The organism is Lapidilactobacillus dextrinicus DSM 20335, from assembly GCF_001436095.1.
Lineage (GTDB): Bacteria > Bacillota > Bacilli > Lactobacillales > Lactobacillaceae > Lapidilactobacillus > Lapidilactobacillus dextrinicus.
On record NZ_AYYK01000022.1, the window covers coordinates 1 to 21,869 of the forward strand.

The window sequence follows — 21,869 nt, forward strand, 5'->3', positions numbered from 1 at the left end:
GACTCATAAATTAATTTACTAGCGAATTGACTTCGTTAATGTTTGTTTATTACTAATGTAATAAATCCTGCACATTACTCGAAACTTTGTTCAGTTTTCAAAGGCCTACTGTGTCGCGATGACAACTTAATTATCATATCATGTAACACATCATCATGTCAACAAAAAGTTTTAATTAATTTATTTCTTAATGACTCACTCGCTGTTGACGACTTTTAAAAGTATACAGACTTCCGCAACTATTGTCAACAATAAATTCCAAAAAAAGCTAGGTCCCCAAGAACTAATCAATAGCAACCACCCACCTTAACCTTATTTAGACACATTTTCGTTAACACCATCCATAATTAAAACTCAATATTGATCTCACTAAAAAACAAAAATAGTGCTAAGTAAAATTTTGCTTTTACTTAGCACTATTCCTTATATCTATTTAGCCCTTTTCTGGCAATCCGGACAGATTGCATAAACTTCAATATTATTTCCTACCGTCTCATAACCAGTTAAATTGGTTACTAGTCGCTCAATTCGATCTAAATCCGGATAGAAAACATCTTCAACCTTACCGCACTTCTGACACACCACATGAAAGTGACGCACACTCACATAATCGAAGTGACTAGGTTCATTACTATATTTAAGTTCTTGAATGACACCTAAATCAGTGAATAAACGTAAATTATTGTAGACAGTCGCAATGCTAATATCTGCAACATGATCTTTGAGTTGGTTGAAAACATCTTCTGCAGTTGGATGGCTATGCGAATTAACTAATGTTTGTAAAATAGCCTCGCGCTGTGGTGTCATTCGAATCTTATTTTGTTGTAATAAAGCTCGAGCGTGATGATATCGCGCATTAGTCATTGATTTCACACCTAACTTTAATTGCTTGACGAAGAACTACTTGAAGAATCACCGGTACTAGAACTAGAGTTAGCATCACTATTTGCTGAACTGCTTGAGCTGCTATCACTACTCTTATCAGCTTCTTTTGAATCTGCTTCTAATTCTGGTGCATCAGTCTTATATAAATCTAAACTTGACTTACCGTCATTTTGATAAAGTAGACTAGTCTTTTCCTTCTTTTGCATCTTCTTGAGTAATTTTAATGATTTGCTGAGTTTATACGTGTAATCTTTAGCATCCACTGTCTTAAAACCCTTCGGTGTATAGAAGCGTAGTAAATCACCATTAATGACACTATCGGATAATGATAATTCTGTTGCCACATGATTAGTTAAACTCTCTAATTCTTTTTTAGTCGCCGCGTCGGGTTTCCTAATCAGAGACCCATCACTTGTATTATAGTACTTACTGCCAACTTTGGTGTACTTAGGTGTTACAAAATCGCCACTACGGAAAGCAACAGTCTGATTGCGGTCAGTTGCTAATAAATCCTGACCGAATTGAATATAGTCACTGTTATCAATACCTAATAAATTCTCAATTGTTGGTAAAACATCAATTTCGCCACCATAAGTATGGTTAATGCCACCCTTTAAGCCGTCCATATGAATCATGAATGGTACCTTTTGCCATTGAGCAACGTCAAAATCATTAGCTTTATCCTTGCCTAACAGCTTGGCAATGGCCGGCTTATGATTACCAGAAATTGCATAGTGATCACCATAGAAGACCAACATACTATTCTTATCAAGGCCAGTTTCTTTCAGCCAAGCCATGAATTCACCAATAGATTGATCCAAGTAACGCGCCGTCTGTACATACCCATCAACAGTCTTATCTCCAGTTGTCGTCTTGGCGATAGACTGATTCTTCTTATCTAATAGATAAGGATAGTGGTTCGTCACCGTGATTAGCTTAGCATAGAATGGTTGTGGTAACTGTTCAACATACTTCATGGAGTCTTTCATGAAGATTTTATCCTTTAGTCCGTAACCAACATCAAAGTTCTTACCGCTTTGGAAGTAGCTCTTACTAAAGAAATAATCATAACCCCAAGCCTTATAAGTATTATCCCGATTCCAGAAACTTGGCACATCGCCGTGGAACGAAGCAGTCGTGTAACCCTGGCTTTGTGAAAGAATCGCCGGTGCTGCTTGCCAAGTATTGGTAGAACCAGCAGTAACCATAGCCGCACCTTCAGAAAGGCCAAACAATGAAGTTTCTAACATTAATTCAGCGTCAGCCGTTTTACCTTGACCAACTTGATTATAGAAGTTATCAAAACTCAAGGTATTGTTTTCATGATAAATCTTATTCAAATTAGGTGTAACTTCTTGACCGTCAACTTTGTAATCAATCAAAAACTGTTGGAAACTTTCCAAATGAATAACAAAAACGTTCTTACCTTTGGCAACACCCTTATAGGTTGGGTTACCTACAACATGATTGTTTTTAATGTATTTTTGAACGGTCTTCATGTCACTTGCATCGGCATTGGCACGAACCGCACTTGTCTTAGTTGCTTTAACCACATCATAAACTGCATATGAATTAAGTCCCAAGTACTTAACAATGTAATTATTATCAAAAGTTCGCGTTAATAAACCAGACCGATCACTATTAGCCATGGTTAAATTAAAACCGAATAAAACAACTGCCAATAGTGAAACTAATCCAGCCACTGGTTTTTTAATCGGACGAATATCAACTTTTTGTAGTTTTGTTGCTAATAGGACAATGAGAATCACTAAATCAACAAACACTAAAAAGTCTGAAGGGTTAATAATGCCGACAATACTTTTACCTAGGTTATTGGAAACCGATCCTGAGCCCTTAATTAACGTTGTTGTTAAAAAGTCCGAAAATTCTCGATAATAAAGAATGTTCGCAAACAACCAAAATGTTGTAATAAAATCAATTACTAACATAATGATGTAGGATTTACGCCCTTTGAAATATAAAGCAATCCCAAAAAGTAAGATGGTGGTTGGTAATGGGTTTAAAGCTAATAAAAACTCTTGGACACTGCCACTTACGCCTAAGTTAAACTTTGTTTTATAAGCGTAATAAGTTTTAATCCAGAATAAAATAACTGCGAGTATGAAAAAGCCCCAGCGACTATTCCAGAACGCTTTTAATTTCTCAGCGAAAAACTTCATGTAAATCCTCCGTATATACTGCCAAATTCAAAATCATTCTAAATTCTAGCAAAAAATAGACCTTAAACTTAGACTCTTAGATAAATCGTAAAGAATTCTTTACTGAATATTCATATCTTCTTATTTAATTGGTCTTTTAAAAATTCGTCGAGGTCGAATCCCCATTGCAACAATTCCTAACAGCATGCCCAAATAGAATGTAATCAAACGCCACAATAACATACCTAAAATCAAAGCAGTCTGTCCAGGGATAAATGTGGCAAACAGGGTTTTAAAACTATATTCAGCACCACCAGTACCACCGGGAATAGGAAAGATCGACGTAATCATAACAATCATAACATGCATACAAAAAACCGTGATCAAATCAGCATGGGGAACATTCAAAGCTAGCAAAACGAAATAAGGTATTAAATAATACGCGATTAACTGAACCAGCGTGAGCAATGATGCTTGAATTACCTTTTTCTTCTCGCGCTTTAATTGTAGACTTTCTTCATGAAAAGTTTCAATTTTTTGCATCGCTTGATTGCGCCAACGTTCAACCTTATCCGAGTGAATAACGCAGCTTAAAAGATTGAAAAAACCCTGCGTGACGCCCTTGGTGAAACGATAGTAAAACATAATCATTAATAAAGCCCCAATGGTAATCACGTGTAATGCGAACCCACCGGCAATTAATATCGCTAAGCCACTGAAATTTGTCATTACCTGTTTAAAGCCTACCAACATTGTTAGGACAAAATTAATGAGTACCATTAATTGATAAATGATAAATTTCATTAGTAAGACAGAGCTGGCCCGCCCGCCTTCATAGCCAACCTGAATTAAAGCCACCAGTTGGGCCGGCTGACCACCAGATGAAAATGGGGTAATAGCGTTAAATAAGGCTTGAATTGGTGGCACCCGCAAAAAATTCCAAGCTGGTTGGTGAGGCTCCCCTGGCTTTTCAATTAATTTCTTTAAAACTAAGGCCTCCGCGACAAAAGAAAACAGCATCAATAAGACAGCCACGCCTAACCAAGTCCACTGTAAATGGGCTAACCCATGTTGTACCTGTTGAAAATTGGTCTCCTTTGCCTCACGCCAGAAAATGAAGACACCTAAGGAAATCATAATCACCAAGGCAATTTTATTTTTACGACTCATATTTTCCTCTTAAAATTTCGCTTGCGCGGTATAGAAATCGGCCCAAATTTTAGCCAGATGTTCAGGAGAATATTCTTGGGCGGCTTGTCGTGCTAATTGTTGATAATGCTTATAGAAGTCAGCATCCGTCATTAGTTTTTGTAGCGCTTGGTTAAATCCTGTTAAATCATCAGCACCAACATATTTACCTGCAATAATTGCTTCATAAAGTTCCAAGTTACGTAGTAAAACTGGAACGCCACAACTAAAAGCTTCCAATACTGACATTGGAAACAACTCGTCAAATGATGGCAAGAAGAACAAATCTGCTAAGTTCAAATAATCCGCAATTTCAGTTCGTTTAACAATGCCAGTAAAAATAACATTCTTAGGTGGATTTTCAACAATCTTTTTGAAATGATCATACCCATCAGTCATCGGTCCAAAAGAAAAGCCCCCCGCCCAAACAAATTGAACATGGGGATTTTTCTTAGCCAAATTAACAAAATCATCAACGCCCTTACGCTCTTGGACTTGCCCAGAACCAAAGACAATAAATTTATCTTTAGGGAGTTGGTATTTTTCACGTAACGCTAGTTTATCTTGAATAGAGCGATCAGGAAATTCCACTGGTGAAACAAAATTAGGAATATAGGTGATTTTTGACTTGGGAATACCATAAGCTTCGATTTTAGGAATAAAGCTAGGATTAACAACCACCAATTGATCCATTCGCTTATAAAATTTAATCATATACCAATAGAAAATTTTCTTGGCAAATTTAGGCATTCTTAAAGAACCTTCAATTGTTTCCGGTAAAAAATGAACATAGCCAATGGTTCGGCCCCGCTTCTTAGAAAAAGTCGATAAAAAGAATTGTGGATCAATCGTATGATAATGTGTAATATCCGCTTGACCATGTTTGTTAATCGTTACGGTAAATTGATCTTGCAGGCGATCTTTGAGTAAACCAACTAATTCTAAGTAGGCACTCCCCACACCTTGGCCAGCCACTTTGTCAGCTGATGAGAACATGTTAATTCGAATCATAAGTGCTCCTCACTGCGACCAGTTAAACTTAGTCGATTAATATTGGTTAAATTATAGCTATCAATTGCATCGTGATAAAACGCCAATATAGAATCACCAAAATGGTCTGCAGAAATTTCATATAACTTATCTTTACGGGGCTGAGGATCGGCAAAAGCATGCGGATGACGAATATAATTCTCGATTTGCGCCTCCATCTCAGGTAAATCCCGAAAAGTAGTACCAATATCAGGATCATCAAAGACACTATCTGTATATTCACCACTACGTACAACACATTTCAAACCAGCTGCCATTGCTTCAATATAAGTTAAACCTTGTGACTCAGTATCACTTGAAGAAACAAATAAATTAGCTAGTTGATAATACGGTGCAATTTGTTCATGCTTCACTTCACCGACAAATGTTACGGCCGAATCAATTCCTAAATCGGCAACTTGCTCCTCTAACTCTGCCCGTTCTGGCCCATCACCCACAATTAAAAAGCGTAAGTCAGGTAATTGTTTTTGTAAATCAGGAAAAACTGATAGTACTTGATCAATTCTTTTCTCACTAGCAAGGCGACTTAGGGTCATGATAACTGGTGTTTGCTCAGTATAACCTAGTTGTTGGCGCAACTGCACAACTTGCTCTGAATAATCTTGATCATAAGCAGTAATATCAATTCCTGTGGGAATAACTCGAATCGGTATTTTGACACCATAACGCCGCAATGATTCAGTTACTCGTTGGCTAGGTGCTACAACTCCATCCATATGGTTAACAAATGCGCGAACGAATTGTTTAACATGATAAGGTTTTAGTAAATGACCATTTAAGACATAGTGTAAATAATCTTCATACATTGTGTGGTAAGTGTGAACACACGGAATCTTCAAGTTTTTGGCAACAAATTTACCAATCCAGCCCATAGAAAATTCGGTTTGCGTATGTACAATATCTAAATCGAGCTCTTTAGCCACTTCTAACGCGTGAAACAGACCTCTAACAGCTACGCGGCGATCAGTGAAGGAAACAAACGGTACACTAGCAAAGCGAAAAACGTTCGGTTCTACTTCTTCTTTATCAACGCCTGGATCTGTCGTTGTAAAAATATAAACATGATGCCCTTTGCGCTCTAAATCATCTTTTAATGTTCGAATTGAAGTCGCTACACCACTAACTTGAGGAAAATAGGTGTCAGTAAATAGACCAATATTCATGCCTCTTCCTCCTCCGCTCATTATTCATAATCAAATTATAGGGGTAATACTAAACCAATGCAATTCACAACTATAATTCTAACAATATTGTTCGCTATTCGTAACAGACTATGGGCTGAAAAAGTGACATTCTCAACGAAAATGACGCCTTTTTAATAATGAATTAACAATTAACCAATTAAGGTATTTAAAATTCAACTCAGCAGCGCTATACTAAAGTTACCTTGGCAGGGGCAATTCATTGCTCGATTTAAAAAGAAACTCCCAACGTTTAGCTTTAAGCTAAATATTGGGAGTTTCTTTTTGATGATAGTATTTGTTTAAAATTTATTTCTTCACTAGGTACATATATAGCCCTTTATCAGAGAAACTAGTTTCAAACGTAATGCCCTTATTATGGATATTATCAACTGTCGTTTGCCCGTTTTGAGCATCTTTAGCTAATTTTTGGTAATCTTTCAAGACTTGTTTACCATCTGCACCTACTGCTGTGGAAAGTACAGTTAAGCGCATGGCAAAATCTTTCATCTTCGTCTTGTCTTTCATGTACTTCACTGGAAAGACATAGGCGATCCCAACAACTTGTTGGTTTTGCACGTTGGCCCGAATGCGAATGCCATCATGATTGTAAAAATCTACCAAGCCATTTTTTTGTGTCATAGGTAAAGGATCCGCCACAATCTTCATTTGCTGATTGATCATATTATACTTCATAGCAAATTCTGGATAAGTTGCTATCGCCTTTGTCTTTTTCACACTAACTTTTTTAGTTGTTGTTTGACCAGCTTTTTTAGCTTTAACAGTTACTGTTGTTTTCTTCAATTGACCCGGAACTTGAATAACAAAAGTACCATCGTTATTAGTTCCTTTTTGAATAGTTCCGTCACCAATTTGATAAGTAACTTTAGCGCCTTTGCTAACTGTTCCTTTTACAACCGCCACTAATCCATTTGTTGCATAAGTGTCTTTAGTTGGATTAAGTTTGACTGTTCGGCTCTGACACCCTGCTAATACAGCAACAGCAGCAACAGCCAAAGCAAGACTGGCGATTAATTTTTTAATTTTCATTGTTAATTTCCTCCAGTCTAAATGGCAACGTTGCCTGAGAATTGTGAATTATACAAGTCTGCATAGAAGCCGTTTTCAGTCATCAACTGATCATGCGTACCAGTTTCAACAATTGAACCGTGATTCATGACTAAGATATTATCTGCATCACGAATTGTTGAGAGACGATGGGCAACAACGAAGCTTGTCCGTCCCTTCAACAAACGATTCATCGCGTGTTGAATATGCATTTCTGTCCGTGTATCAACAGATGAGGTTGCTTCATCAAGAATTAGAATTTCTGGATCCGCAACAAACGCACGCGCAATCGTCAACAATTGACGTTGACCTTGAGAAATATTAGATGCTTCTTCATTAAGAACAGTATCGTAACCGTCAGGTAATTGACGGACAAACTCATCAACGTGCGCTGCTTTAGCGGCTGCAATAATTTCGTCATGAGTGGCATCTTCACGACCATACTTCAAGTTATCGTAAATGGTACCGGTAAATAGCCAAGTATCCTGTAAGACCATTGCAAAGTGACGTCGTAAATCTTCACGGCCCATGTTACGCGTATCGGTACCTTTCAAACGAATTGAACCGCCGCTCACATCATAGAACCGTTCCAACAGATTAATGATCGTTGTCTTACCAGCACCAGTAGGACCAACAATTGCCACCATCTCACCTGGTTTAACGTTTAAATTATAATCTGTTAACAACAAATCTTTACCTTGATAGCCGAATTGAACATGATCCATCGTCAAAATATCAGAAGTTGTTGTATCATCAGGAACATCAACTTTAGGGTTCGTCATATCAGGTTCATCAAACACTTCAAAAATTCGTTCTGCAGAAGCAACTGTTGCTTGAATCGTATTAGCTAAGTTAGCTAATTGGGAAATTGGTTGAGAAAATTGTTGCGTGTATTGTAAGAAGGCTTGAACATCACCTAAAGTCATATTACCATTGGCAACTTTAACCCCACCAAGAACAGCCACAAAGACGTAGCCCAAGTTATTAACAAAGGTCATCAATGGCATAATCAAGCCAGAAATCATTTGAGCTTTCCAAGCTGAAGCATATAACTTTTCATTTTCTGCTTCAAACTCATTAATTGCTGTTGCTTCATGGTTAAAACTCTTATTAACAATGTGGCCGGCATAGTTTTCTTCAACTTGATCGTTGAGTAAACCTAAGCTCTTCTGTTGGGCAGCAAAGTATTTTTGTGAGCGCGGTGCAACCACACCTACAACGATTAAACTTAATGGAATCGTCGCAATTGCTAACAACGTTAATTGCCAGCTAATAGTTAGCATCATCCAAAGCGTCCCGACAAACATCACCGTACTGGTAATCATTTGGGTCAAGCTTTGTTGTAACGTCCCGGCAATATTATCCATATCGTTGATAGCACGAGACATAATATCACCGTTTGAATGGGTGTCGTAATAATTAATTGGTAAAGTCTGCATTTTTTCTTTCATTTGCTTGCGCAGACGATAAACCGTATCTTGAGAAACTCGCGTCATTACGAACTGCATAACAAAGTTTAACAAAGCTGAAGCTAAATACATAAAGATAACGGTAATAACAATTTCTTGAATCTTGTCAAAATTGACTGGATAGTGATTCATGGCAATGCCGGCTTTTTGATTGGCTGCACCACGCATTACACCTTTAAAAATTTCAGTTGTTGCTTTACCTAAAATCTTAGGCGTTTGTACTTGAAGAACTTGGGAAGCGATGGCAAAAACCATGACCACAACCAAAGCAACACTATATTTAGACATATAACCAAATAAGCGTCGAGTTGTGCCCCAGAAGTTTTTGGGTTTGTCACCAGGCATTGCCATACCATGACCGCCAGGACCATGGCCACCTGCTGGACGAGTTGTGCTAGTCTTTCTTGATTGCTCACTCATTCTTGTCATTCCCTTCCTTAATTTGTGATTCAACAATTTCACGATACGTTTCGTTATTTGCTTTTAATTCTGTATGTGTACCTAAGCCAACCATCTTACCATCGTCAAGGACAATAATTTGATCTGCGTCAGCAACCGTCGAAACCCGTTGACCAACAATAACCACAACGGCTTTTTGAATCATAGTATCTTCGCGTAAGGCCTGACGTAAATTAGCATCAGTCTTAAAGTCCAAAGCTGAGAATGAATCATCAAAAACATAAACTGAAGCTTTTTTAACTAGCGCCCGCGCAATTGCCAAACGTTGTTTTTGTCCGCCAGAGAAGTTATTACCACCCTGTTCGACAAAAGTATCAAGTCCGTCTGCCTCTTTAATGAAATCAGCAGATTGGGCAATCTCTAAAGCATGCCATAGTTCATCATCAGTTGCGTCCGGGTTACCGTAACGTAGATTCTCACGTAATGTTCCCTTAAACAAGACCGCCTTCTGTGGCACTAATGAAATTTGATCTTGTAAAGCATGTTGATCAACATCTTTAACATTTAAGCCCTTGACCTTTACGGCTCCTGTTTCAACATCATAAAAACGTGGAATTAAATTGATTAAAGTAGATTTACCAGAACCAGTACCACCAATAATTGCCAGCGTCTGTCCAGCTTTAACATGTGCGTCAACACCCGTTAATGCTAATTCTTCAGCACCGTGATAACGGAAGTTAACTTGGTCAAAGTCTAAACTAGCTGCAGTATCATCAGTAAAGACTTGTGGTTGATCATTATCTTTAATATCAGATTTCAAATCAAGCACTTTGTTAATCCGATCAGCTGATGCTTGACCACGAGGAATAAAGACAAAGACCATTGACAACATCATAAAGCTCATTAAGATTTGCATCGCATAAGTCATGAAGGCTAACATATTACCAACTGCCATTGCTTGGTTAGCAATCAAATGACCGCCATTCCAAATAATCGCAATATTAGTACCACTCATAATCAAGGTCATCAAAGGAAACATGACCGCCATAATCGAATAAACTTTACGAGCATTTTTGGTGTAATCAATGTTAGCATCATCAAAACGTTTTTGTTCAAATTGATCACGAACAAAAGCACGAATAACGCGAACACCTGTTAAACCTTCACGAAAAACTAAGTTTAAGCGGTCGGTTTTAGTTTGCATAGCTTTAAATAATGGCACTGCAAAAAACATAACAATACCAACAAAAACAACCATGATTGGGATAACAACAACGAAGATACTAGTTAGTTGGGCATCTTTTTGATACGCCATAAAACTTGCACCAACTAACATAATTGGTGCCATGATCATCATTCGCAACGTCATCATAGCAACGTTTTGAATCTGAACCACATCGTTTGTTGTTCTCGTAATTAATGATGAAGTCCCAACCTGATCGAACTCATCATTAGACATGTTCAGAACTTTACTGTAGATGTCTTGGCGTAATTTCTTACCTAATCCTTGTGACGTCTGAGCAGCAAGTAAAACATTTCCAAATGAAAAAACAACTGATAAAACAGAGACAGCCAACATCTTCATGCCGGCACTCCAAATATAATTCGTGTCGCCTTTAGCAACACCGTAGTTAACTAAGTCTGAAGTTAAATTTGGTAAGTATAAACTCGTGATAACCTGGCCGACCATAAACAAAACAGCAAATAAAACAGCCCAGCCAGACACGCGCTTCTTGGCAAGTTTAAGCATTCAGTTCCCTCCCTGTATCTTCTATTAAAACACCGTGTTCAAGCCAATCCAGCAACAAATCGAACTTGGCTTTAAATGGTTCTGTCGCTAATTTCTGACTTGAATCACGCTGTGCTATAAAATAATGTGCAAATGATTGCCCCATGAAACTTAGCAATGTGTGAAATAACAAATCAAATTCATCCCTTGAAACGCGAAGTTTCGTAAAGTCTGTCTGATCTTTAATATTTTGCTGCCATTCCGGTAAATTTACCTGATGATTCTGAGGGCGATGATGAATATCCCGTTTCATCAAATGATGATAACCTCGATAATCCATTTCCATAATAACGTTTTGCAATAACTGACTATCAGCAGCAGTTGTAAAACGATCTAAGGTTCTATGGAAGGTTTTCTTAACCGCAGCAAAAAAATCGCCATTTTGCACCTTCAAATTGTAAGTAAGATCATCCTTAAAAGATTGGCGGAACGTTTCTATTAAATAAAAATAAAGATCTTCTTTATCTTTGAAGTATTGATAAAAACTACCTCGTGGAATTTCAGCTAATTTAATAATATCGGTTACTGTAACTTGAGAATATGGAGCGTTTGAAAAAGCTTGACGCACCGCACCCATAATTTTATTTCGTTTAGTTTCCGGTAATCCTAAAAAAGTTTTACTCGGCATCTTACGCCTCCTTCCTTAATAAAGATAATTAATTAATGTAAATAAAAAAATGACACCATGTCATGTGACAAAGTGTCATTATAAACTGATTATTTTATAAAAGCAACAAACTAGCTAAATTTTGGGCATTTATTTTTAAATTAACAGCAGTCAAAAATAATTTCATTAACTTTAGAAAATGACCACAAAAATTTACAGAAAACGAAATTCATTAACTTCATTATAAGGTAATAAGTTAAACACTATAATAATTCCGCATATTTACGAAGGTACAATTGTTTAACAAACGTCACTAAGATTAAGTAGGCCAGCACCGTTGCCAATAACCAAGGCCCGTAATTAATTGGCAATGCTGCTAGTCCGATATCACGACCCAGTCCTGTAAAAGGTAGCAGCGAGCCAAAAGTAATTTCTACTGCTGATGCAATTAACAATGGTTTAGCTGCTGTACTTTGTAAGAATGGTACTTTAGGTGTCCGTAAAGCATGTAAAACTAGTGTCTGTGTCCACATTGACTCAATAAACCACCCAGCATGAAATAAAGCGGCAAATGCCAACTGTTGTTGTGCGGATAAGGTTGGGTAAGCTCCACCGATAACTGTTGGGCAAATAACAAAATACATTAAAGCATAAGTTGTAATATCAAATATTGAGCTAGTCGGTCCAAACCAAACCATAAATTTACCAATACTATCAGCAGTCCAACGTTTGGGATGTTGTAAAAACTCAGCATCCATCTTATCCCACGGAATCGCCATACATGACAAATCATAAATTAAGTTGAGTAAGAGTAACTGAATGGGCAACATTGGCAAAAATGGTAGAAAAATACTTGCAACTAATACTGAAAACATATTACCAAAATTAGAGCTTGTTGTTGCCTTAATATACTTCATGGTATTACCAAAAGTTTCGCGGCCAACTAATAACCCGGATTCAAGCACACGTAAATCTTTGTCAGTCAAAATAACATCGGCAGAATCTTTAGCCACATCCACCGCGGTATCAACAGAAATCCCCACATCAGCCACTTTCATCGCCGGCGCATCATTAATACCATCACCCATAAACCCAACCGTGTGACCATTTTGCTTTAGTAATTGCATAATGGTCTTTTTTTGTTGAGGATTCAATTTGACAAAAATTTGATGACGCTCAACAGCATCGGCCATCTGCGCCTCATCTAGTGAATTCAACTGTTCACCAGTAATTAAGGCCACGCGACCAAGCCCAACTTTTTGAGCCATCGCACGTGTCACTAGTGCATTATCACCAGTTAGCACTTTAACATTAACGTCTAAATTATTTAATTCTTTAATCGCTGTCTTTGCACTTGCTTTAGGTGGATCCAAAAAAGCAAGATAGCCAAGCAAAATCATTTCCTTTTCATCGCTGACTTCAAAATTAGTTTTAGTTGCTGGATATTCTCTTTGAGCAAGACCTATGACCCGTAACCCCTGGCGATTTAAAGAAGCAACTTGATTTAAAACTTGCTGAGTCAAATCAATATCTAACGCCTTAATTTGTCCCTTGATTTTAATTTTAGTTGCAACCTCCAACATCTCTTCCATAGCGCCTTTAGTAATTAAGTGAACTTCATCATCGCCTTCGCGCACAGCCACGCTCATACGCCGACGTTGAAAATCAAAGGGAACTTCGTCAACTTTTTCAAATTGAGTTAGCACTTGTTGCTGCTTTTGAGCAGTTGTAATAATGGCCGTATCCATTAAATTTTTTAAGCCAGTTTGTAAATTGCTATTTAAATAAGCTTGTTGTAAAACCGCTGAATCTATTTGTCCATCACAATTTAAATACGTATCTAAGATAATTTGATCTTCAGTTAAAGTTCCCGTTTTATCTGTACATAAAGTATCAATTGCCCCAAAGTTTTGAATAGCGCTAAGATGTTTAATAATCACATTTTTATCGGCCATCTTTTTAGCACCACGAACTAAATTAGTCGTCACAATCATCGGTAACATTTGTGGTGTCAACCCCACAGCTACTGATAATCCAAATAACAACGCTTGAGTCCAGTCACCCTTTGTAAAACCATTAATGATAATAACCGTTGGTGCCATTAAAGCCATGAAGCGAATCAAGAGCATCGAAGTTTTTTGCACCCCAATATCAAAACTAGTTGCTTCAGGTTTTTCGCCCAGATCTTTAACCACACTGCCATAAACAGTTTGATCACCGGTTGCAATAACGATTGCTTGACCAGTACCGCTAACCACGTTACTTCCCATAAAGACTAGGTTAGGATAACTTGTTTCAGTCGCTGCTTCCGTAACTTCAACATCAGCTTTTTTCTCAACAGGATAACTCTCGCCTGTTAGTGCTGCCTGTGAAATTGTTAAATCTTTACTTGTTAACAGCCGCATATCCGCTGAAATCATATCCCCAGCTGACAGTTGAATTAAGTCACCACAAACCAAATTATCCATGTCAACTTCGCAATCTTTGCCGTCACGTTTAACGATAATCTTAACTTGAACAAGCGACTCCATTTGAGTTGCAGCTTGATTAGAACGTACCGACTGTATTAATGACATTGTGCCACTAATAAAAACCATCACGATAATGATGATGACACCAAATAAACTCTTATCTGCCGGTGCTGCGTGAACATAGTCTGTAAAAAACGAAATCACCGCTAGCGCAATTAAAACGAGTGTAAAAGGTGTAATGTAAGCTTTAATTGCTTCGACAATAAATGGTGTTTTCTTTTGATAAGTGAGTTGATTACTCCCATATTGCTGACGTGCAGCTTTAACTTGTTCAGCCGTTAGCCCTGTTTTAGGTGTCGCAAATTTTTGCTCAACTTGTTCTTTGGTTGCCCGAGCAAATGAATCGTAATCAATTTTTTTCTTCATAATGTTTCCTCCAATTCATGATCAAAACGAGTTAGAGAAACAAAGAATTAAGGACGAACGATCGTCACAATAACCAATGTTTCAACAATCAACTGAAAACTGTGACCATCATCCATCAACTTTCATCTCACTTTCTTGGTTAGTTGTCATCCAATGATTAAAGATTAGTAACATAATTTTACCAATGAAATCACACTCCCTTTTATTGCTAGGTTTGTACTAACTATTAACGACACAAAAAAACCTTTCGCTAAAATCCAGCGAAAGGTTAAAAGAACTCCACAAATAAATAAGCTCAATTGATCTAGTCGTTGGGCTTTAGCACTGTACAACGTAGTTAAAAGTCGTTACTTTTAACAGCTACCTTATGGAAAGCCTTGTCTTCGACAATCCCTGTTCTACCCATTGGTGTCTCTCGACGTTTTTGGGCAGTAGCCTGTGTTTGTATAGGAGCCTCACCTAACAAATCATATTCGTATTTATTTTTAATTTAAAGCAGTTAGAACTTATTGTCAAGGAAGAATTCGCCATTGCTAAATATGAAACTTAGTTAGTGACAACTTTATCCTCATCAGTCTTTAAAACTATAGATTGACCGTTTACTTCTAGTTCAAGATTATCACCTGATAATAAAGTTAACTTACTGTTTTCATGACCAACTTTTACTGCTAATAAACGACCACGGAAGTTGATTTTAAATTGATAGTTAGTCCAATTTTGTGGGCAGAATAACTTAAATGATAATTTACCTTCATGGTGACGCATACCAGCAAATCCTTGAACAATCGCTAACCAACTACCACTCATAGACGTGATGTGTAATCCATCATCTGTATCGTTGTTATAGTTATCAAGGTCAAGCCGCGCCGTTCGTTCATACAGATTAACTGCCTTGTCTTCCTCACCAATTTCAGCCGCAATGATGCTATGAATACATGCCGATAATGACGACTCATGAACCGTCATTGGCTCATAAAAATCAAAATTACGTTTCTTTTCTTCAAGCGTGAATTGATCATTTAAGAAATAGATACCTTGTAAAACATCAGCTTGTTTAATGAATGGTGAACGTAAAATCTTATCCCAAGACCAATGTTGATTAATTGGTCGTTCATCTGGTGATAAAGTTGAAACTGGTCGTAGATCTTTATCAAGGTAACCATCATTTTGAACAAAGATACCTAATTCCTGATCTTCTGGGAAATACATATGATCAATAATATCTTGCCACTTTGATTGCTCATTTTGGCTAACAGCTAATTCCGTGGCCTTTTCAGAACTAACTTTATTTAAGATTTCTAAAGTATATTTCAAAACCCAAACAGCCATTTGGTTGGTGTACCAGTTGTTATTAACATTATTTTCATATTCATTAGGACCGGTAACACCATGAATCATATACTTCTGAGCACGTTGAGAATAATGAACGCGATCAGCCCAAAATCTTGAGATAGCCACGAGAACTTCAATCCCTTGGTTAAGGACGTAAGTTTCATCGCCTGTGTAATCAGTGTAATCATAAATAGCATGAGCAATAGCGGCATTGCGGTGAATTTCTTCAAAGGTAATTTCCCATTCATTGTGGCATTCAATTCCATCAAATGTCACCATCGGGTACAAGGCACCATTAAGCCCTTGTTGTTGAGCATTATGAAAGGCTCCTGGCAATTGATTATAACGATACTCCAACAATTGTCGAGGTACAATTGGTTTAGTAACTGCTAAATACATTGGCACGATGTAGGCTTCAGTATCCCAGTAAGTAGCACCGCCATATTTTTCACCGGTGAAGCCTTTAGGACCAACATTCAAGCGTGAGTCCTCGCCATAATACGTCATAAATAATTGTAAAATATTAAAGCGAATACCTTGTTGGGCTGCTGGGTCACCATCAATTTGCACATCTGATTGTTCCCAGCGTTCTGCCCAAACTTGATCTTGTTCAGCTAAATGTTCAGCATAGGTTTTCTGCTGTGCTGCTTGTAAAATTGCCGTGGTTTGAGCCAATTGTTGTGCTTCCGGAACATCTCGACTGGTGACCACTGCGACTTGTTTTAATAATGTTAAAGACTGATTTGCCGTTAACGTGGCGGAAATCTTTTCAGCAACGGCTAATTCACTAATCTCTGATGCTCTGGTATAGTCCGCATCTGTTGTAATTAAATTTTGCATTTCTTCAGTAACTGTAAAGCGTGGCGTCCCAAATGGATTGGCTTTTGTTTCCATCGTTAAACTATAATGCTGATCAGATTGCTCGCCATGGTCTTTTAATTCCCAGAACATTTCATCATAGTTGGCATCTTCATTATGCACTGCGCCGTTAATCATTGGCCGTAAAATCAACTCGGCCTTTCCCGTTAAAACAGTTGCTTTAACTGAAATTAAGCCTAATTGTTGCGTGACATTACTCATAAAACGATCAAATTCAAACTTAACTTTAGTGGTATTAAATTCACCAATAAAACTGCGATGTAATGAACCGTTTTTCATGTTCAAAGATAAGTTAAAATCAGAATAGTTAATTTTAGCTAAGTCGACGTTTTCGCCATTAACTGTAATTGGAATACTTAAAAAGTCTGGCGAATTAATTGCCTTACCAAAATAATTTGGGTAGCCATTCTTCCACCAACCAACTCTGGTTTTGTCGGGGAACCAAACACCGGCTAAGTAGGTGCCTTGATGTGTATCTCCAGAATAATCTTCTTCAAAGTTACCCCGCATGCCCATATAACCATTACCAATTGATGTGATACTTTCTTGTAATCGTTTATCAGCAACTGCCAACTTGCTTGTTCTGACCACCCATGGATCAATATCAAATAATCGTTTCGTCATGTTTCTACTCCTCTGTTGCTGAATAAATTCGTCATTATTAAGTGCTTACATTGGCATTATTGCAACATCTAGGCCTTAATTCAAGCTAGATTGAGATGTTACCGATATCAGAATTTTTCAAAAATAACAGTCCATGAAATAACACATTTTTCATTATTTAGTCGTTTAACTTAACCTCAAATTGACTGGCTATAAATAATAAATCCCTTCTCTAATAACTGCTGATCAATTAAGTTTTGGCTGAGTAATAGTTCACCAGAAACATTGACTGGTTGTGGTTGTGTGCCTAAGTTAAAGATCGCGGTTATTTGCTGATCGTCTTGGCGACGAGTCAATTGGACCAGCTGTTGATCATCGTCTACTTGATCCCAAATAAACTCACCTTGAGTTAATAGATCTGCATTTTGTAAACGTAATTGAATTAACTGTTGATAGAATTTAAATAGCTGCTGATCTTGAGTTGTCTCGTCCCAATTCATCGGCTTGCGGCAATCAGGATCGTTGCCTCCATCCATACCAATCTCATCGCCATAATAAATGCAGGGTTCACCTTCTTGCAAGAACGTGAACGCCAAGATCTGGCGCATTAGGTCCTTATCATGATCACAAACAGTTAATAGGCGCGCGGTATCGTGTGAGTCTAACGTATTAAGCATCACTTCGTTAACCTGACGTTGATATAATGTTCGCTGATAATTTAAACCATCAACCATGCGGCTAGGGGTTAAACTATGCTTTACAATTCCGTTAATCATTGTTTCTGTATAGGCGTAATTCATCACTGCTGAGAATTGATCGCCTGCTAACCAAGGTTGCGAATTATGCCAAACTTCACCAAGAATATAAAAATCAGATTTCAATTGATGACAAGTTTCGGCAAAACGACGCCAAAAAACATGATCCACCTCATTAGCAACATCTAACCGCCACGCATCAATATCAAACTCCTTAATCCAGTACGCAGCAACGTCTAGTAAATATTGCTTAACTTCAGGATTAGCCGTATTTAATTTTGGCATGTGTGGTGTGAAGGCAAAAGTGTCAAACGTTAATTTTTTGGCATTTTCAAAATTGTCAGTTTCTTCATAGGCTACTGGGAATTTATTGATGTGGAACCAGCTAGCAAAGCGTGAATTTTCTTCGTTGGCTAAAACATCTTGCCATTGAATTGACTGATCGCCAATATGATTAAAAACAGCATCAAGCATGACTTTAATTCCGCGTTGATGAGCGGCTTCAACAACTCTTCTGAATAAATCCTTATCTCCAAAATCAGGGTCAATTTCTAAATAATCAATTGTGTCATATTTATGATTGGAATAAGCCTTGAAGATCGGACAGAAATAGATGCCATTAATCCCTAGTTCTTGTAAATAATCCAAGTGGTCTAATACGCCTTGTAAGTCACCACCATAATAGTCAGTCCGATTAGGGCTTAAATCACTACGCCATGGTTTAACGCCAACAGGATCATTGTCCTTATCGCCATTAGCAAAACGCTCAGGAAAAATCTGATACCAAATTGTGTGACGAACCCAGTCTGGTTCTTTAAAGCGATCAATCTCGTGTAAATAAGGCATCCGGAATGGATTGCCATTGGTACCAATTAATTCAGTTGTAAACGGAAATACACCACGGTCACCATATAATACTTTTTGACCATCTTGACCTACTACTTCAAAATCGTATTGCACCCGTTTATAAGGCACTTGAAGCGCTGCCTCCCAATAGTCAAAATCTTCAGTTGTTGCTATTTTATGCATTGCTATCGTCTGATAATCCCAATGAGAACTACCAGAGTTATTGGTTAAATCATCAGTTGTACTAACATAAGGATCACCGTAAAAACAATTGACTTCAGCAACATCGGTACGTTTTGTTCTTAAACGAACTCGAAAATCGTTAGGCTGGTATAAAAAAGCAAATTCACTTTCGGGGCGATGATAAATTGCAGCAGTTTCCATTCATGAATACCTCTCTTTTAAAACCGAATAATTATCAAACACATTCTAGTCATGATGAATTATTCTAAATTTTTATAATCTAAAATTAAACAAAAACCATCCGTTTTGCTGGATGGTTTTTGTTGTGGCTAAATTAACCTTTATCTGCACCAGCAGTAATGCCGCTAACGTAGTAACGTTGCAAGATAATAAATAAAATCGTGATTGGTACAGCGATAATCACACATCCTGCAACAAAGGCTGTGAAATACTGACTGCTTAAGCCCTTAGTGTTAGACATCATATTAAAGAGACCATAAGCAACTGTCTTATTCTTAGGACTGTCTGTGGAAAGAATAATACTTGGGAAAATAAAATCTGTCCATGGTGCCATGAAAGCTGTCAGTGACGTATAAATAATCATAGGCCGATCTAATGGCAAAATAATATGCGTAAAGACTTGCCACTTAGTTGCGCCTTCTAGTTCAGCCGCCTCATCAAGAGAACGAGGAATAGTATCCAAGAAACCCTTCATGACATAAAAGCCTAAACCAGCACCGCCAATATAAACCAAAGTCAAACCTGCTAAATTAGTCATACCAATTGCTTTTAACATATAATACAAAGCAATCATTGACATAAAACCGGGAAACATGCCCAATACTAAAGCAAACTGTAAAAATGGCTTACGTAGTTTAAAGCGTAATCGCGATAAGCAATACGACATCACTGTTGTCGTAAATGTATTGACGACTGCACAGATGACTGCAATAACAAAGGTGTTTAAAACCCAGCTACCAAAGGGATATAGTTTACTATTAAAGATTTTGGCATAATTACTAAATGTCCATTGCTTAGGAATGAATGTCGAGACAAAGCCAGACAAGTTAACTGAGAAGCTAGTCATCACGATCCAAACAATCGGAAAAACCCAAACGATTGCTAAAACAATCAGCAAAATATATCTAAACGTTAAAGAAAGCTTTCGTTGTTGTTTATATGAATGCATCGTATTAGCCCTCCTTAAACGCATTTGTACGACGATAAGTTAATAGTGAAAAGATTGCAGAAATAACGAAGATAATAATACCTAAAGCTGCAGCAATATTATAATCAGGAACTGATTGCATTGTTAGTTTGTATAACCACGTTACCAGCAAGTCAGTTGATCCAGCTTGGTAGAATTTAGAATTCAGTGGGCCACCACCAGTTAATAAGAAAATAACGTTGAAGTTATTAATATTACCAATGAATTGTTGAATTAAAGATGGCCCCATGACAAAGAGAATCTGTGGGAAAGTAATACTACGGAATACTTGGAATGGATTAGCACCATCCATCTTAGCCGCTTCAATTTGATCTTGCGGTAAGTTTTGAATAATCGCCGTAGCAATTAACATGGTTACTGGAATACCAATCCACATATTAGTTACGATAACTGTTATCTTCGCTAAGTTAGGATCTTGCAAGAAACGAATTGGTTGTGAAATCCAGTTCATTCGTTGTAACCAACTGTTTACTGGACCCGCATTGTCCCAGAACATTGACATCATCAATAAAGATACGAACTGCGGAACGGCAAAGACAACCACAAATAAGGTCCGGAAGAAACCTCTGAATTTAATTCCTTTAGATTCAATCAATAATCCTAATAAAACCCCGAAAAGGAAAGTGGTAGCTGTTGCTGCCACAGCCCAAATTAAAGTCCAACCTAAAACCGGGAAGAAAGTTCCTGCCATATCACCGGTTAAAATTTGACCAAATGATTGCAAGCCAGTCCATGAAAAACCGATTGGGTGATATTGGTTAAAGTTGGTAAAAGCCATCGTAATCATATAAATAGTTGGTGTTACAGTAAAAGCAAATATACCAGCTAATGGTAAAAACATTAATAATTGATGTAATCGTGAATCTAATAATGTTGCCAAGTCTTCCTTGGTCGAAGGAATATGTTTACCATCACGGTTTAAAGCATAAAGATGACGCGTTGACTTCAAGCTAACATAGTAAAGAATCAATAACAGAATTATTAAAATAATAGAAACAATACCAAAAAGTAAAATAACCATTGAAGAATCAGGTTGTTTAGTTACCCAAATACCTTGTTTTTCATCAAAAACTCGGGTGAGCTTTTTGATTTTACCTAAACTACTTAGAAGGCTAATTGCACTAATACCGCTGTAGAAGAACCAGACTAAGAAAGCAACTTCACTGATTAGAAAGATCAGACCTTTGAGCCATTGTTTGTTTTTTAGCTGGCTGATCCCCATGATGATGAAGCTAAGTTTTGTAGCCCAATCTCCTTTTTGCCAGGTTTCTTTAAACGTGGCCTCAGGCGCTGTGTTTGCGTTCTTTTTAAACATACGTTTACGGTCCTTTTCTTAATCTAATCTTGAAAA

At 37.5% G+C, this 21,869-nt stretch carries 14 protein-coding genes and 1 riboswitch; all 14 genes read right to left on the reverse strand.

Going from position 1 to position 21,869, the window contains the following annotated elements; genetic code table 11:
* Positions 1-429: 429 nt before the first annotated feature.
* Positions 430-864 (reverse strand): Fur family transcriptional regulator, encoded by a 435-nt coding sequence (locus tag FC84_RS07790; protein ID WP_057757481.1) that lies wholly within the window; start codon positions 862-864, stop codon positions 430-432.
* A 17-nt stretch (positions 865-881) separates the two neighbouring features.
* Entirely contained in the window at positions 882-3,065 is a 2,184-nt protein-coding gene (locus FC84_RS07795) for an LTA synthase family protein (RefSeq protein ID WP_083479594.1), read from the reverse strand.
* A gap of 120 nt (positions 3,066-3,185) precedes the next feature.
* Entirely contained in the window at positions 3,186-4,214 is a 1,029-nt protein-coding gene (locus FC84_RS07800) for a lysylphosphatidylglycerol synthase transmembrane domain-containing protein (protein ID WP_057757483.1), read from the reverse strand.
* 9 nt (positions 4,215-4,223) lie between these two features.
* Positions 4,224-5,243 carry a glycosyltransferase family 4 protein gene (locus tag FC84_RS07805; RefSeq protein WP_057757485.1) on the reverse strand — a complete coding sequence of 340 codons (1,020 nt, stop codon included), beginning with the start codon at positions 5,241-5,243 and terminating at the stop codon, positions 4,224-4,226.
* On the reverse strand, positions 5,240-6,445 hold the full coding sequence (locus FC84_RS07810) for a glycosyltransferase family 4 protein (protein WP_057757487.1): 1,206 nt from the start codon (positions 6,443-6,445) through the stop codon (positions 5,240-5,242). The genes FC84_RS07805 and FC84_RS07810 overlap by 4 nt, the downstream gene beginning before the upstream one ends.
* A 327-nt stretch (positions 6,446-6,772) precedes the next feature.
* Entirely contained in the window at positions 6,773-7,513 is a 741-nt protein-coding gene (locus FC84_RS07815; protein ID WP_057757489.1) for a hypothetical protein, read from the reverse strand.
* A 17-nt stretch (positions 7,514-7,530) separates the two neighbouring features.
* A complete protein-coding gene (locus tag FC84_RS07820; RefSeq protein WP_057757491.1) occupies positions 7,531-9,420 on the reverse strand; it encodes an ABC transporter ATP-binding protein in 1,890 nt (629 codons plus the stop codon).
* Entirely contained in the window at positions 9,413-11,149 is a 1,737-nt protein-coding gene (locus tag FC84_RS07825; RefSeq protein ID WP_057757494.1) for an ABC transporter ATP-binding protein, read from the reverse strand. The genes FC84_RS07820 and FC84_RS07825 overlap by 8 nt, the downstream gene beginning before the upstream one ends.
* Positions 11,142-11,816 (reverse strand): TetR/AcrR family transcriptional regulator, encoded by a 675-nt coding sequence (locus FC84_RS07830; protein ID WP_057757496.1) that lies wholly within the window; start codon positions 11,814-11,816, stop codon positions 11,142-11,144. The genes FC84_RS07825 and FC84_RS07830 overlap by 8 nt, the downstream gene beginning before the upstream one ends.
* 242 nt (positions 11,817-12,058) lie before the next feature.
* The gene (gene mgtA / locus FC84_RS07835) at positions 12,059-14,692 is read right to left on the reverse strand and encodes a magnesium-translocating P-type ATPase (RefSeq protein WP_057757498.1); all 2,634 of its coding nucleotides are present in this window, start codon (positions 14,690-14,692) and stop codon (positions 12,059-12,061) included.
* Positions 14,693-14,988: 296 nt separating this feature from the next.
* Positions 14,989-15,166, reverse strand: a riboswitch (M-box (ykoK) riboswitch).
* A gap of 72 nt (positions 15,167-15,238) precedes the next feature.
* Positions 15,239-17,527 carry a glycoside hydrolase family 65 protein gene (locus FC84_RS07840; protein ID WP_057757500.1) on the reverse strand — a complete coding sequence of 763 codons (2,289 nt, stop codon included), beginning with the start codon at positions 17,525-17,527 and terminating at the stop codon, positions 15,239-15,241.
* A gap of 176 nt (positions 17,528-17,703) precedes the next feature.
* On the reverse strand, positions 17,704-19,491 hold the full coding sequence (locus tag FC84_RS07845; protein ID WP_057757501.1) for a glycoside hydrolase family 13 protein: 1,788 nt from the start codon (positions 19,489-19,491) through the stop codon (positions 17,704-17,706).
* A gap of 133 nt (positions 19,492-19,624) precedes the next feature.
* Positions 19,625-20,479, reverse strand: coding sequence for a sugar ABC transporter permease (locus FC84_RS07850; protein WP_057757503.1), 855 nt, complete (start codon positions 20,477-20,479; stop codon positions 19,625-19,627).
* Between the two features lie 4 nt (positions 20,480-20,483).
* Complete coding sequence (locus FC84_RS07855; protein WP_057757505.1) at positions 20,484-21,833, reverse strand: carbohydrate ABC transporter permease; 1,350 nt, start codon at positions 21,831-21,833, stop codon at positions 20,484-20,486.
* Positions 21,834-21,869: the final 36 nt, after the last annotated feature.

Bases quoted from the DNA above. Each gene is read 5' to 3' on its own strand.
- FC84_RS07790 (WP_057757481.1), bottom strand. From the start codon at position 864: ATGACTAATGCGCGATATCATCACGCTCGAGCTTTATTACAACAAAAT.
- FC84_RS07795 (WP_083479594.1), bottom strand. From the start codon at position 3,065: ATGAAGTTTTTCGCTGAGAAATTAAAAGCGTTCTGGAATAGTCGCTGG.
- FC84_RS07800 (WP_057757483.1), bottom strand. From the start codon at position 4,214: ATGAGTCGTAAAAATAAAATTGCCTTGGTGATTATGATTTCCTTAGGT.
- FC84_RS07805 (WP_057757485.1), bottom strand. From the start codon at position 5,243: ATGATTCGAATTAACATGTTCTCATCAGCTGACAAAGTGGCTGGCCAA.
- FC84_RS07810 (WP_057757487.1), bottom strand. From the start codon at position 6,445: ATGAATATTGGTCTATTTACTGACACCTATTTTCCTCAAGTTAGTGGT.
- FC84_RS07815 (WP_057757489.1), bottom strand. From the start codon at position 7,513: ATGAAAATTAAAAAATTAATCGCCAGTCTTGCTTTGGCTGTTGCTGCT.
- FC84_RS07820 (WP_057757491.1), bottom strand. From the start codon at position 9,420: ATGAGTGAGCAATCAAGAAAGACTAGCACAACTCGTCCAGCAGGTGGC.
- FC84_RS07825 (WP_057757494.1), bottom strand. From the start codon at position 11,149: ATGCTTAAACTTGCCAAGAAGCGCGTGTCTGGCTGGGCTGTTTTATTT.
- FC84_RS07830 (WP_057757496.1), bottom strand. From the start codon at position 11,816: ATGCCGAGTAAAACTTTTTTAGGATTACCGGAAACTAAACGAAATAAA.
- mgtA (WP_057757498.1), bottom strand. From the start codon at position 14,692: ATGAAGAAAAAAATTGATTACGATTCATTTGCTCGGGCAACCAAAGAA.
- FC84_RS07840 (WP_057757500.1), bottom strand. From the start codon at position 17,527: ATGACGAAACGATTATTTGATATTGATCCATGGGTGGTCAGAACAAGC.
- FC84_RS07845 (WP_057757501.1), bottom strand. From the start codon at position 19,491: ATGGAAACTGCTGCAATTTATCATCGCCCCGAAAGTGAATTTGCTTTT.
- FC84_RS07850 (WP_057757503.1), bottom strand. From the start codon at position 20,479: ATGCATTCATATAAACAACAACGAAAGCTTTCTTTAACGTTTAGATAT.
- FC84_RS07855 (WP_057757505.1), bottom strand. From the start codon at position 21,833: ATGTTTAAAAAGAACGCAAACACAGCGCCTGAGGCCACGTTTAAAGAA.